The sequence below is a fragment of the Bellilinea caldifistulae genome, assembly GCF_001306055.1.
In the GTDB taxonomy this organism is placed as follows: domain Bacteria; phylum Chloroflexota; class Anaerolineae; order Anaerolineales; family Anaerolineaceae; genus Bellilinea; species Bellilinea caldifistulae.
Window position 1 is genome coordinate 232,089 of record NZ_LGHJ01000019.1, and the last position, 14,042, is coordinate 246,130.

The following is a 14,042-nucleotide window of genomic DNA, read 5'->3' on the forward strand; positions in this document are numbered from 1 at the left end:
TCCATTTCATTCGCTCAGTTGAATTTCCCGCAAGCGAATAGATGGAATTTCACCGGTTTGTAGTTGAACCGCCAGCGTGACCATGTAGTTGCCGCGTTGCTGCCACCAGCCAATTAACCGATGGCCTTCTTCCGGCAAATTGCTGCGGTATTCCAAAATCCGCCAGTCTCCCAAATTCGTTGCCATGCCGGGAAACACCTGAATCAGGTGAGTATCCACAGCCAACCCGAGCCGCAAAGCCTTCAGGGCGGCCTCTTTGGCGCTCCACAATAATGTGGTACGTCCCGCCTGTGCCTCTGTGGGGGCTGAAATTACCCATTCGATTTCTTCACCGGTGAAGTAATCCTGCAAGAACGCAGGATGCCGTTCCTCAATCCATTCCAGGTCAATCCCAATCCAGATACCCTCATTTGCGGTATAGGCTGCCGCCGCTCGTTCGCTGCGGTGAGAGATGCTCAGACAACCAGCCAGCGGTTCACCACCCACTTTAACCAGCGGATAGCCGTGATGGTGATTTTCAACCGAGATTTCAGCCATCGTCTTTCCGGCAAGAGCCGGAACAACACTCAGCAGCATCCGTTTGGCCGTCCAGCGGCCGCTCAACCATTCGCTGCGCCGCTTGGGGAATCGAATTGTTTCCAGGAAACGCTGTTCCTCGTGAGACAACCAGCTGGTATCAAAAATGGTGAGGTCTCCCCTCTGCGGGAAAACCTCACCGATGCACCAATCTAAATTGATCTGGCGCTGCCTTTTAGAGAGTGGCATCTGTCCCATTGACCAGTAATTTCATCGGTTTAAGCAGTGCCGCATCTACGGTGTAGGGCAATGCCACAGTCCGGTAATCCTTCACTTCCAGGTAGACCATGCCGTTCTGATCCACCAGCCTGGCATCAAATGCCAGACTGCCATCACTCGATCGGCTGGGAATGACCTCGGCAAACAATGGCTTGTCCTCCTGCGGCACACTGCGATGCAGCACCAGTTCGCCAATTGAGCGCGGTAATGCCAATGTGCCGGTCGCTCCCGCTTCCCAGATGCCAGCAGTCTGCAAAATCGCTTCCAGCAAAATCGGCATGGTTACCAACGAGACCGGCTGCTCGGTGATAGCCGGCAGGGATTCACGGACTTTGCCCAACACCTTCCCCTCCACCCGTTGGACGCCTTCCAGGACTTGGAAAGAAGGGCCGTGGAAGTAGAGACGATAGATCTCATCGCTGGCAACGGTGTAAGCGCCGTTCCAACCGGGCGGTTGAACTTTAACCGATGCAGATTTTTCCGTCTTTGGGGTCAAATAAACTTTTCCGGCAAAGTGCTGGATGACTTCATTCGGACGAGTTTTAGCAACCAGGGTCGATTCAAGGCTGACATAAGCCACCAAACCACTCGCCTCGCGGATTACTCTGGCTTTCCAGGTTACCCGGCGCGGTTCGTTGCGGTAGAACTTGAAGGGAGCCAGGAATTGAACATCTTCCAGACGTTCAACTGCAAAGCCGACTTTTTCAGCACCCAACACTGAAGCAACATGCTTCGCCGCCGCTGAAAATCCTTCAATTCCCATCACCCCCGGCAGCAAGGGGATTCCGTTCAAAGCATGGTCTTTGAGAAACGGCTGGTCATTCGGATTCAATTCGGCTTCCAGCAGCACACCGGTTTGCAGGTCAAAGCCGTTCACTGCGCTGAGCATGACATGCGCCGGGCTACCTTCGCGTAAAGCCTGATTAGCGGCTTCCAGGTTCAAACCGCTCTCCTTGCGGAGCGGTTTTTCCAGAACACCCAACGAACCGGAAACTACCACCTCACTGACCGGCTCATTCCCTACCAGTTCTTCATAAACAAAGCGGGCTGCCTGCTTCGGAGGCATCTGGTCAATCCCGCCCATTTCCATTAATTGAGGAATATATCCGCGACTCGCCATCCCCACCTGCGCCCAGGCGCTCCAATCAATGGTGACCACCCGCATTTCCGGGTGCAGACCACGCAGGTGAGAAGCAGCCTTTGCCAGCCAGTCATTGGCAGCACTGTAATCGGTCTGACCGGAATTGCCAAACCTGCCGGCAACCGAACCAAACAGCAACACCTGCTTTGGCAATCTATCCGCTGTTTGAAGGGCTTTGTAAAGATTGAAGAAACCTCCGGCTTTAACCTGAATAGTCGTACGGAATTCTTCCTCCGGTTTGAGATGCAGCTTTCGGCTGCGTTCAATGCCGGCTGCATGAATCAGGACATCCACGCGACCATTCTCCTCGACAATCTGACCAATGGTCTCCCCTACCTGATGAGGATCGGTAACATCACATAACCGGTAGACCACGCTGGCTCCAAGTGAACGGGCAGTCTGAATGGCATCCAGAATGCCAGCCATACGCTCCAATGCAGCCAGTTTCTCTTCCACCTGCGCAGGGGAAGGTTTTTGTCCGTTGGCGCTCATTTCTCTGAGCAGGTCTTTTTTCAAGCCATCCCGATCCGCTTTTAATCGCTGGAGGGCTGCATCCTGAGGATCGGCTAACGGACTGCGTCCCAGCAGGTAGAAGATGCCCTGCGTTCGCTGTGCCAGATCCGTAAGGATTGGCGCAACAATACCGCCAGCCCCGCCGCTGATAATCATTACCGGTTTCTCAGGTAGAGTTGATTGGACCGGATTGTTTCCTTCTTCTTCAAAGAGGGCAATGCTAAAGCGCTGATCGCCCTCCCAGCCGACTTCAACCACAGAGGCATCGCCGAGCGTCTCTCCGACCAGGCGGGCAGCAATCTGGCTATCATTTGCGCCTGCTTCAAAATCTACCACCTTGACCAACGCGTTTGGCCGTTCACGGCTAATAGCTTTGGCAAAGCCGGAAATCAAACCGCCCGAAACATTCTTAGCCGCAGTTACGCAGGTTCCATGCAGGCCGCCCATGCGGGTTGCACAGATCAAGAAAGGCTCACCTTCCACCATCCGGAGCAAGTGATAGAGGCGTACCAGGCGATTATCTACCAGAGATTGCCAGACACGAACATCCTGTTCCGCCAGTGATGGCTCATGGTTCAAACCGACCAGGTAATACAAACCCTGAACCCTGCCAGTGCTTTGGAAGGAGGCAACTTTTTCCTGCCATTCCTCGGGCGTCTGGGAGGAATCCAGAGTCAAAATTTGGACTTTGCGGGCGCGCAACCTGCGGGCAAGGGAATCGGCTGTTTTGCCTTCATCACTCACCAGAATCACCCTGCTGTTTTCATCTAGAGTGACTCCGCTCGGCAGACACAAATCCAATTTCGGCAGCAGCACCGGTTTTGGAACCCTTCGGCGGATGAGAATTTGCGTCTCTGCCGGCTCTTCGGTTGGTTTAGGCTCTTCAACGGTCTCCATGGCAACCGGAGCTTGCACCTCTTTGGTTGACAGCGCCTGCGCCGTCGGCTCTTTTGTTGAAACGGACTCAACAACAGGGGTAGCGGTGACAGGTTTTTCTTCGGAAACGGGCAGTTCCTCGGTGCTGGTCGCCTTCCCATTCGTTGATAACGCCTCAACCATGAAGCCGATGACTTTTTTCAAGGTGTTGTAATCCACCAACCTGAGGTCTTCCCGCCGCGGGATGTTGTAGTGGGTGCGGATAGTCGCAAACAGTTCCGCCTGTTTTACCGTGTCAATTCCTAAATCGGCTTCCAGGTCCAAATCCAAATCCAGCATTTCAACCGGATAGCCCGTCTTTTCACTGACAACCGACAGCACGTAGGTTTTAATTTCCTCTTCATCCACACCGGAGATGGAAGTCCGTGTTGGTGTTGAAGAAGGCTGTTCGCTCTCAGCCTGGACTGGTGCCGATACTTCGGCAGGTTCAACCGCCTTGCTGACCGGCTGGGCAACCGTTGTAGCAGCCGGTTGAGACTGACTGACAACCCCGCTGCTCAAAGCGTCCACCATGAAGTCAATCACCTTCTCCAGGGTGTTGTAATCCACCAGCCGCAGGTCTTCCCGCCGCGGGATGTTGTAGTGGGTGCGGATGGTAGCAAACAATTCAGCCTGTTTGACGGTATCAATCCCTAAATCGGCTTCCAGGTCAAGCCCCAGGTCGAGCATTTCAACCGGGTAACCGGTCTTTTCACTGACCACTGAAAGCACATATTCTTGAATGGCTGCCCGGTCAACGGCCGGGGCTGCAGAAAGAGACGGGACTGATTGAGCCACCTGCATAGGTATCGGCTGAGGTTCAGACTTATCCGAAGCAGGCATGGCTACATCTTCAGCCGGTTGAGCCTGAGCAGCTATCGCAGCCGCATTTTCCGCCATGAAGGAAATCACTTTGTTGAGGGTGTTGTAATCAACCAGCCGCAAATCTTCCCGTCTGGGGATGTTGTAATGCGTTCGAATTGCAGCAAAGATTTCAGCTTGTTTCACCGTATCAATGCCCAAATCGGCTTCCAGATCCAGATCCAAATCCAGCATCTCGACCGGGTAACCCGTTTTTTCACTGACCAGATTGAGAACAAATTCTTTGATCTCATCTACCTTGACCGGTGATCTGCCGGCGGGCGAGGAAGTTCCCAAGACAACAGGCTGGAGTTTTTCCTTTTCTTCAACCGCTTCAACAGGATGAGCGGCAGGCTGCGGACTCGGCACACCGACCGGTTGAGATTGCGGCAATTGATCCGGCTGCTCTGCCCAGCGGGTAGGTCCCTGCCCATACTGCCAGCGGGATTTAGCCGGCGGTTTAACCGGCGGTCCCATGTGGCGGATCCGGAGAGTGCGTTTTTCCACCTCCAATTCGGCTTTTTCGTAACCCGCAATTTCCGCCAGCCATTGCTGATAGACTGGTTGATTGATCCTTTCCTTTACATGGGCAACCACCCGGAATAACGCCATGGCAATTTGCGAGCCAAAACCGGCCCCCAACCGCAGAGCATAACTGACCGGGTATTCACCGCCTTTTGATAGGTTCAAATCACCCAGATCCGGGTCGGGTTCAAAATTCTCATCATAATTGGCAATCGGCGGCACAATTCCATGTTCCAGGGCTTTGATCGCCACAACATCTTCAATCCCCACGCCCATTGCATGACCGGTGTACCCTTTGGTATTTGCGATGATCACCTGATTGGCTTTATCGCCAAAGGTGTATCGGAGTGCCTGAATCTCCGCGGAAGCCGAACCGCCTCTGGCGGGGGTGTAGGTTTCGTGAGACATGAACATGGTTTGAGCGGCAATTTCTTCCCGGCGAATACCAAAACGCTGCTCGGCCGTGCTGATCAGGCGATTCATGATTTCCCGCACATGGGGAACATCCAGGCGGGTTCCATGATAAGCGCTATTGGCGATATCCGTCGCCAACACCTCACAAATCGCCCGCATGCCGCGTTCTCGCACCGCATCTTCGGACTCAACTACCAGTGCGGCCGCCCCCATTCCCATGATCATCCCATTCCGCCGGCGGTCAAACGGCAAAGCAGCCATACGCAGATTACCTTCTGTGGTAGCCGCACCAGAAACGAACAAGCCGGTTCCAATCCACTCCGCCAGCGGACCGCCGGTCACATCGTCACCCGCAATGATGACGACTCGGCGGCAACGTCCGGCGCGAATCCAGTCTTCAGCAACCGCAATCGCATGGGTTGTGGTGGCACAGGCAGCGTTGACATGCGTATTCGGGCCGCGTGCGCCAATATATTCAGCAAATTGCGAATGCCCCATTGAAAGCACCCGGAAGACAAAACGGCGATCAAAATGGTAATCCATCTCTTTGAGCCTTGTTTCCAGTGCTTTGATTCGCTCGCGCAGCAGGTTTCTCACCCCCGTCTGATCCACTGCGACCAGACTGAGAATGTTGCGCACTTCTTCTAACTGCTTCTCAACTTGCTTGTATTCGGAATAACGCGACATCTCTTCCGCCATTTCATCCAGCCCCGGGAAGGCAGAAGCAAAGATCACACCGGTTTCATCAGCCAGCGCTTCTGGCAAGCGCCAGCGGTCGGGGAGATAAGTGCCTTTACTGGTCTTACGATAGGCCATTACCAGGGGAATTCCGGCATCCCTCAAAGCTTCAATGCCGGCAGCCACTGCGAGTTGGGTGGTAATATCCCAGGCATCCGCACGCTCTACCGGAATGCCGAACTCTTCCACCGGATCAAATTGCCCGCGCTGTCCACCCAACTTTACGGTCAAATCCACGCTTTCAATCGGGATCATCTGGGCGCCGGCTTCGCTTTTTTCCAAACGGGTTGGCCGCTTTTCCACCATTCGCTTGCGCAATTCTTCCGGCAAAGGTTCAATGCGGATTTCGCCTTTTAAAATACTCAGGATATTCTCATCATTGAAAACGGGTTTTGATCTGCCCGGCAGCCCCAAGCCTGCACCGCTGATCACGACCGAACCCGTCAATGGCAGGCGACCGTCGTTGACCGGTGTCTGTACTTCAACCATCGGTTTTACAGACGCGCTAATCGCAACCGGGGGGACTGATTTCACACTTACCTCATCAATAGCGGATTTTTGAGTGGACACTTGTGCTGGCGTTTCAAGTTTCTGTTCTCGACCGGGCGCAATTCCCGCTGCCAGCAGACCACAAACTGCTTCGTTAAAACTGACCACTGCACCTTTTCGGGGATGATTGGTTGCCAGCAGCATGACACCCGAGCGGTCTTTGAAAATATCATTTGCCAGAGCGTTCAATACCCGTTTCGGCCCAATCTCGACAAAGACTCTTGCTCCGGCATTATAGAGCGTTTCCATGCCTTTAATAAATTGCACTGGCGAGGCAACCTGCTTTCCCAAAATATCCAGAATCTGTTCCCGGCTGGTGGGGTAAAACTCGCCGGTCACATTGGCTGCCACCGGAATCTTGGGGGATTGCAGGTTCATACGCGCAATAACCTGTTTGAGGGGCTCGCTTGCCGGGGCAACAATTTTTGTGTGGAACGCATGAGAGACAGAGATGCGGGTGGCCTGGTAACCGGCTTTTTCAAAAGCCTCTAAGGCAGCCTGAATACCTGCCGTGCTGCCACCCACGACCGATTGCATGGGGCTATTGATGTTGGCGATGACCACATATTCCGAGATTTCCTGTAAGATCCGTTCAACCTCTTGAATGGGAGCAGAAACTGCCACCATACCACCATTATCCGCCACCGAGACTTTTTTCATCTCACGGCCGCGTGCCGAAACGACTTCCAAAGCCTCCGCAAAAGTCAATACGCCGGATGCCACCAGTGCGGCATATTCCCCAAGGCTGTGACCAATCACAAAATCGGGGGAAAACCCGAATTTCTCCATCAACCGCAGCAATGCGACATTGGCCGTCAACATCGCTGGCTGAGTGATCGCCGTATCCCGTAATGCGGCTTCGGCTTGTTTTAACGATTCTTCGTCCCCCTCTACATAAATGTAACTGGTTAAGGGACGCCCCAAAATGGGTGTCATGATCGCATCAGCCTCTTTGAAGGTATCCGCTACAAGTGGTTCGGCTTCGCACAGGTCTTTGAGCATGTTGACATATTGAGATCCCTGCCCGGGGAACATAAAGGCAACTTTACCAGCCTTCCCGCTGCCCCGATAAACCCCCTGGGCAGTCAGCGCCTGCCAGGCATTTGGGGCTTCATTGTCGAGCGTTTTAAGCGCTTTTTCTCCCCGTGAAATCAACTCCTCAACCGATGAGTAGTCAATCACCAATCGCTCGGGCTTGGTTACCATCGCCGCATCTGGCAATTGGGAAGGTGGTAATTGACCCTGGCGGGCATTTTCTAAAATTTGAGCCAGTTGTTCCTTTAACTGCTGGCTGTTTTCCCCACTCAGGAAGGCGATTCCGCGATAAGGCACGGGCAAGGTCGAAGAAACCGCTTCCGCCACGACTTGCGGAGCAGGACTTTCCACCTGCGCCGCTTTTCTTTCCGGCACCGCAAACACCTTTGTTTCAGAAGTCAGCAGCCCCGGCACCCATTCTTCCAGCACCATGTGAAAGTTGGTGCCGCCAAAACCAAACGAACTGACTCCAGCCCGGCGGATTTCTCCAGGGGCATTTTCCCACGGTCGGGTTTCGGTATTGACGTAAAAGGGAATGCGGTCGAAATCAATATTTGGGTTGGGTTTATGGAAATTCACAGAGGGCGGCAAAACTTTTTCGTACAAGGCGTACATGGCTTTCAGGACACCCGCCGCCCCGGCCGCACTCTTCAAATGACCAATATTGGACTTGACCGATCCCATCGCAATGCTGCGCGGTGGCAGACCAAACTTTCCAAAAACCTCGTTGAGAGATTGTGTCTCCACCACATCCCCAACCCGCGTGGAGGTGCCATGGGCTTCAATCAAACCCACACTGGCAGGGTTTACGCCGGCATTCTTCCAGGCCCGTTCAATCGCACGCTGCTGACCAAGAGGATTGGGAGCCGTAATCCCTTTACCTTTGCCATCGCTGCTGGCGCCAACCCCGCGGATAACCGCATAAATTTTATCCCCGTCCCGTTCAGCATCGGCCAGCCGCTTTAACAAAAAGAGCACAGCCCCTTCGCCCATGACGAATCCATTCGCCCCTTCAGCGAACGGCCGTGAACCGTCCGGCGAAAGCGCCCCAATCTTACAGAATTTTACGAACCCCTCAACCCCCATATTGCGGTCCACACCGCCCGTCAAAACCGCATCAAACTGGTGATTGACCAGCCCGTCAATAGCGGCTTGAACCGCTGCATGAGAAGAAGCACAGGCAGCGTCTGTGATGAAATTTGGGCCAGAAAAATTGAACACATTGGCAATTCGGCCGGCAATCACGTTGCCCAGTTCACCCGGCATGGTATCTTCGGTAATATTGCTCACCCTTTTGCGGATATTTTGCGTCATTCCCTCCAGCAGCGCCTTCTGCACTTCTGGTGGTAGTTGGGCAAATGCTTCCACTTCTTTAAGGGCTTCCATATAATCCGGCAGACGAATTCGTAGGCTGGTTATGTAATGGTTTTCACCCGCCAGCGCATTGCCAATAATCACCGCCGTACGTGTTCCATCAAGGGGTTTCTGCGGGTAACCGTAATCTAAAAGAGCCTGCCGCGCTACACTGATGCCCCACTTTTGGCTTTCATCCATCACCGCCAGAACGTTTGGTGGAATGGGGATCCCCCATTTCAGCGGCTCGAAGGGATAAGATCGTACCCACGCCCCAATTTTGGTATAAGTTTTATCCGGTGCTTTTGGATCAGGATCATAATACAAATCCACCCGCCATCGATCGGGCGGAACCTCGGTCACTGAATATCGCCCTTGCTTGATATTGTTCCAGAATGCAGGCGCATCTTCAGCATCCGGTAAAATTGCCCCCACTCCGACAATTGCAACGGCTCTAGGATCAAACATTTTTCTCTCCTTTGAAAGAAGGTGTTTTTTTTCAGGTATCGCTAAAATGGATAAACCATGTCTTAGAGAGACACGGCAAATTTACTAACAGACTGGATTGCTATTCAGAAGGATGAGAAGGATGAGAGTACAGGTACACAACCTTCCAATTTCTCCGATCGAACAAACCCTATCAAGACAGCCCTCCAAAAATCGCCTTTTCTGGTTGATAAACTCTGAACGTAATAACCCCTTTACAGACAGGGAGTTACGTAAAAAGAACGGTTTTTCCAACATATCAAACAGGTGGTATCAAGAAATTTACACGTGGTATACTCAATCTGTCTGATTTTCTCACAAACGGATGCAAATAACCATGATGGAGTTTATTCAACACTTGACCCCTCCCGAACAATTGGAATGGGAATCGCTGAATTCCCCTCTTGCCATTCAAAACTTTTTGGACAGCTTACCCTATATCGGTGAAGAGCGGAACCGTTCCCCCTTGAATGTTCTGCGTGACCGCCAATGCCACTGCCTGGATGGGGGTTTATTGGCTGCATTAGCCCTCAGCCGCCTCGGATTTCCCCCGTTGCTAATGGATCTCGTACCTGAACCCGGAAAAGATGATGATCATGTTCTCGCAGTTTATCGGATCAATGGTTTTTATGGAGCAATTGCCAAATCCAATTTCGTGGGTTTGAGGTTTCGCGAGCCGGTATACCGCTCGCTGCGGGAATTAGCCATGTCCTATTTTGAGGCTTTTTACAACATCAACGGAGAAAAAACTCTCCGCGGGTACACCCGGCCGCTGAACCTGAACCGTTTTCAGCATCTGGATTGGGCGGTGAATGAAGAACATGTCGCCATCGTAGTTGACCACTTTTACTCCCTCAAAAGCATCCCTTTGCTTACCGCAGAGAGCATTGCGCTCCTCTCCCCGATTGACCGCCGTTCTTACGAAGCCGGGATGTTTGGCACCAATTTTGAAGGTCTCTACCGGCCAGGCATTTAATATTTTTACAGGGAAAATCCTGCCTGAGTACAGTTGAAAGCCTATCCACCTGGCGGATGTCACCCTCTTGCAGGGTTTATATAATAATTTAAGGACAAAACTTTCAGTAAACTGCACAGGAGGTGTGCTATGGCTTCTGCTACCAGGACTTTACCTCAAACTCGAATTGAGCCGGTTCGCGTTCCAGTTCTGCTTATTTTCCTGCCCAGATTGGATCTGATCATCAGCGCAGCAATGATCACGGTTGGTATACTTCTACCTCTTCTAATAACCATCGGCGTGCTATCCGCCAGTCTATGGCTGGTTTTGCTCTCTTTCGGGCTGATGGTCACCGGAGGCACGCTCTTCACGGTTTTCATCGGTGAAATTCGCTGAAATTACAGGATATGATAGAGATTGGATTGATGGTTTTGGATCTCATGTTGATAAACGTGCATTGAAATCTTCCACAAAAAATATTTGTTTAATTTTTATTATGGTAAACTGAATAGAGAATGTTCAAGAAAACCTCGACGGTTGGTGTCGCCACAGCAATTGCCCACCCCAATATCGCCTTCATTAAATACTGGGGAAATCGGGACAATGAATTGCGCCTTCCGGCAAATGGTTCAATTTCAATGAATCTGGATGGGTTGACAACCCGCACAACCGTTCGATTCGAAACCAGACTTAAGAACGATACTTTTATCCTCAATCAAAAAATTCAGGGCGGAAAAGCACTTCAACGTGTCAGCGCCTTTCTGGATATTGTCCGAAAAAAGGCAAATTTCAATTACTTTGCCGAAGTCGTCTCCGAGAACAATTTCCCCACCGGCAGCGGACTGGCCTCCTCCGCGGCAGCCTTTGCCGCACTCAGCCTGGCTGCCACTAAGGCGGCGGGGCTCAATCTTAATCGCCAGGAACTTTCGGCCCTTGCCCGGCGTGGATCGGGCTCTGCCTGTCGTTCGATCCCAGCCGGCTTCGTTGAATGGCTGCCGGGCAGTGAAGATGAAGATTCCTATGCCATTTCCATTGCACCACCCAATCACTGGGAATTGATTGACTGCATCGCCATCGTAGAATCCGATCACAAATCCATCGGTTCGACCGAAGGACATCAGCTGGCTGCCACCAGCCCCCTTCAAGCGGCACGGGTCGAGGATGCCCCCCGCCGTCTGGATATCTGTCGGCGAGCCATCCTGCAAAAAGATTTTGAGGCCTTGGCTCAAATTGTTGAATTAGACAGCAATCTTATGCACGCTGTAATGATGACCTCTACACCACCATTATTCTATTGGAATCCTGCCTCAATTGACTTGATGAAAAAAGTACGCGATTGGCGAGATGCGGGTTTACCGGTATGTTACACCCTGGATGCCGGCCCCAACGTGCATATGATTTGTCTCAACGAAGCCCTGAACGAGGTAAAATTCCGGCTTCAGCAAATCCCGGCCGTGGAGCAGGTTCTCGTCTGCCGGCCTGGAGGAGCTGCAACCGTATTAGAATAGGCAAATGCTTGCTTTTAACTCTTTTTGCACACCGGACACAAAACGGATATAATCTGTTTTAGAAAACACAATCAACCGTCCGGAAAGGATGTTATACGGTGAATTTACTGACTTTACTGGAATTCATCCTGTTTTTTGGGGTGATGTTATTTGTGCACGAATTTGGTCACTACCTGGTTGCCAAGCTTTTCAAGATTCGGGTTGAGGAATTCGGTTTTGGCTTTCCTCCCCGCCTTGTCAAATTATTTAAAATCGGAGAAACCGACTTTACCCTGAACTTAATTCCCTTTGGGGCTTTTGTACGGCTCTCCGGCGAAAACGATCCTTCCGTGCCGGGTGGCTTTGGCAGCGCCAATCCCCTTGCCCGAATCGCCGTTCTGCTTGGCGGTCCGGTAATGAACCTGCTCCTGGGTGTTGTTCTTTTCTCAGTCATGTTTACTCAGACCGGTATGCCGGATACGCGCAAAGTCATGATTGCCTCGGTTGCGGAGGGATCTCCTGCCGCGCAGGCTGGAATGGCCGTTGGGGACTTAATTATCCGCGTCAATCAAACCCCCGTCACCAGCATGGAGCAATTGATTGCCACTGTTCAGGAAAACAAAGGAAAAGAAGTAACCATCACTCTTCTCAGGGGGGATCAGGAAATTTCCGTCCAGGCTGTTCCCCGCGTTCAACCCCCGCCGGGCGAGGGAGCGTTGGGCATCTCCATGACCAATCCAATTACCAGCGTATCCTGGTTTGAAACTGTACCGGTGTCCTTCAGGGCGACCTTCGAGCAAGCGCGCATGATTTTGGAAATGCCGGGGCGACTGATCCGCGGCGAAGTTTCCGGCGAACAGGCACGAGTTGTCGGACCGGTAGGCATCTACTCCATGTTTTCTCAGGCTCGCGAGATGGATGAAGAAAACGCCGCCTCGACCGATCCCTTTGAACGCACCCTCACTCTGCGTCTGATGACGGTGATTACCATTGCGCTGGGGTTGACCAACCTCTTCCCCATCCCTGCTTTGGACGGCGGACGAATTTTATTCATCCTCCCTGAGGTAATTACCCGCCGGCGTATCCCGCCTCAGTATGAAAACCTTGTTCACTTGATTGGCTTTGTAGCATTGATTTTATTGATGTTTTACATAACGGCTCAAGACATTCTTAACCCTATTCAACTACCTTAGGCTTGAACGAATGGAAGATCGAAAATGACCTCCTCAACAAAACGAATTGTTCCCTTTGATGAAATCCTGGCCGCCCTTTTAGATGACAGCCGGCCGTTTCCGCCCGTATTTTTGCACCGCTTTTCAGACCTCACTCCAACCGATTTGACCAAATTAAAAACCATTTGGCCGCAAATTTCGCCTCAGCGCCGAATTGCGCTGATGGAAGACCTTGAAGAATATGCAGAAATTGACACCCTGGTTTCCTTTGATGATCTAAGCATTTTTGCACTGGATGACGAAGAGCCGCGCGTCCGCTCTGCCGCTTTAGAAATCCTTTGGGAAACGGATAACGAAAAACTCGTCCCCAAATTCATTTCCATGATGGAAGAAGACCCCGATCCATTGGTGCGTGCCACCGCCGCCAGCACATTAGGAAGATACGTCTTTCTGGGAGAGCTGGAAGAAATTTCCCCCAAAATTTTAAAGCGGGTTGAGGATCATCTGCTTGCGGTTGCGCAAAGCTCGGAAGTGCCTCTCGTCCGTCGGCGAGCTGTTGAAGCATTGGGTTACTCCAGCCGCCCCGAAGTCAAACCATTAATTCTTGCCGCCTATAATAATGACGACCCGGAGTGGCTGTGTTCGGCTCTGTTTGCCATGGGACGATCGGCAAGCCAGGAATACATTCCCGCCGTCATTGATCAGTTGGACCATCCGGATCCCGAAGTGGTATTTGAAGCCGTGCGCGCCGCTGGTCAGTTGAGCGCCGGAGCTGCCCGTGAAATCCTTTTGGAAATGCTGGAATCCGGAATCGAGGATGATGAATTACGCATGGCAGTCATCTGGTCTCTTTCCGAAATTGGCGGCGAGCAAGTCCGCAATGTATTGGAAAACCTTCTCGATCAATCCGAAGATGCCGAGGAAGCCGACTTCTTGCAAGATGCACTGGATAATCTCTTCCTGACGGAAGGACTGGTCTCCTTTGAGATGTTTGATTTCGAGCCGCAGGATGAAGATGATCTGAGCTCCATCATCAACCTCGAAGAAGAGGAAGAAGAGGACGACAACCCAGAAGATCATCGGTATTACCGAAACAATTAAGT

Annotated in this window: 7 protein-coding genes; 5 read left to right on the forward strand and 2 right to left on the reverse strand. The window is 52.1% G+C overall.

Annotated elements, in window-relative coordinates:
* Positions 1-6 precede the first annotated feature (6 nt).
* Positions 7-765: a 4'-phosphopantetheinyl transferase family protein gene (locus AC812_RS14445; RefSeq protein ID WP_169787317.1), complete on the reverse strand. Its 759-nt coding sequence runs from the start codon at positions 763-765 to the stop codon at positions 7-9.
* Complete coding sequence (locus AC812_RS14450) at positions 752-9,307, reverse strand: type I polyketide synthase (RefSeq protein ID WP_061917867.1); 8,556 nt, start codon at positions 9,305-9,307, stop codon at positions 752-754. The genes AC812_RS14445 and AC812_RS14450 overlap by 14 nt, the downstream gene beginning before the upstream one ends.
* Positions 9,308-9,662: 355 nt before the next feature.
* On the opposite strand from AC812_RS14450, the gene AC812_RS14455 reads away from it, so the two are divergent.
* The 5 genes from AC812_RS14455 (at position 9,663) to AC812_RS14475 (ending at position 14,040) form a co-directional block, all read left to right on the forward strand.
* Positions 9,663-10,301 (forward strand): hypothetical protein, encoded by a 639-nt coding sequence (locus tag AC812_RS14455; RefSeq protein ID WP_201797720.1) that lies wholly within the window; start codon positions 9,663-9,665, stop codon positions 10,299-10,301.
* A gap of 129 nt (positions 10,302-10,430) precedes the next feature.
* Positions 10,431-10,676 (forward strand): hypothetical protein, encoded by a 246-nt coding sequence (locus tag AC812_RS14460; protein ID WP_061917870.1) that lies wholly within the window; start codon positions 10,431-10,433, stop codon positions 10,674-10,676.
* 119 nt (positions 10,677-10,795) lie between these two features.
* Positions 10,796-11,788, forward strand: a complete 993-nt coding sequence (mvaD, locus tag AC812_RS14465) for a diphosphomevalonate decarboxylase (protein WP_061917873.1) — start codon at positions 10,796-10,798, stop codon at positions 11,786-11,788.
* A gap of 98 nt (positions 11,789-11,886) precedes the next feature.
* Positions 11,887-12,960, forward strand: a complete 1,074-nt coding sequence (locus tag AC812_RS14470) for a M50 family metallopeptidase (protein WP_061917875.1) — start codon at positions 11,887-11,889, stop codon at positions 12,958-12,960.
* 24 nt (positions 12,961-12,984) lie between these two features.
* Positions 12,985-14,040: a HEAT repeat domain-containing protein gene (locus tag AC812_RS14475; RefSeq protein WP_061917878.1), complete on the forward strand. Its 1,056-nt coding sequence runs from the start codon at positions 12,985-12,987 to the stop codon at positions 14,038-14,040.
* Positions 14,041-14,042: the final 2 nt, after the last annotated feature.

Coding starts and splice junctions, on each gene's coding strand:
- AC812_RS14460 (WP_061917870.1), top strand. CDS start 10,431: ATGGCTTCTGCTACCAGGACTTTACCTCAAACTCGAATTGAGCCGGTT.
- AC812_RS14475 (WP_061917878.1), top strand. CDS start 12,985: ATGACCTCCTCAACAAAACGAATTGTTCCCTTTGATGAAATCCTGGCC.
- AC812_RS14450 (WP_061917867.1), bottom strand. CDS start 9,307: ATGTTTGATCCTAGAGCCGTTGCAATTGTCGGAGTGGGGGCAATTTTA.
- AC812_RS14445 (WP_169787317.1), bottom strand. CDS start 765: ATGCCACTCTCTAAAAGGCAGCGCCAGATCAATTTAGATTGGTGCATC.
- mvaD (WP_061917873.1), top strand. CDS start 10,796: ATGTTCAAGAAAACCTCGACGGTTGGTGTCGCCACAGCAATTGCCCAC.
- AC812_RS14455 (WP_201797720.1), top strand. CDS start 9,663: ATGATGGAGTTTATTCAACACTTGACCCCTCCCGAACAATTGGAATGG.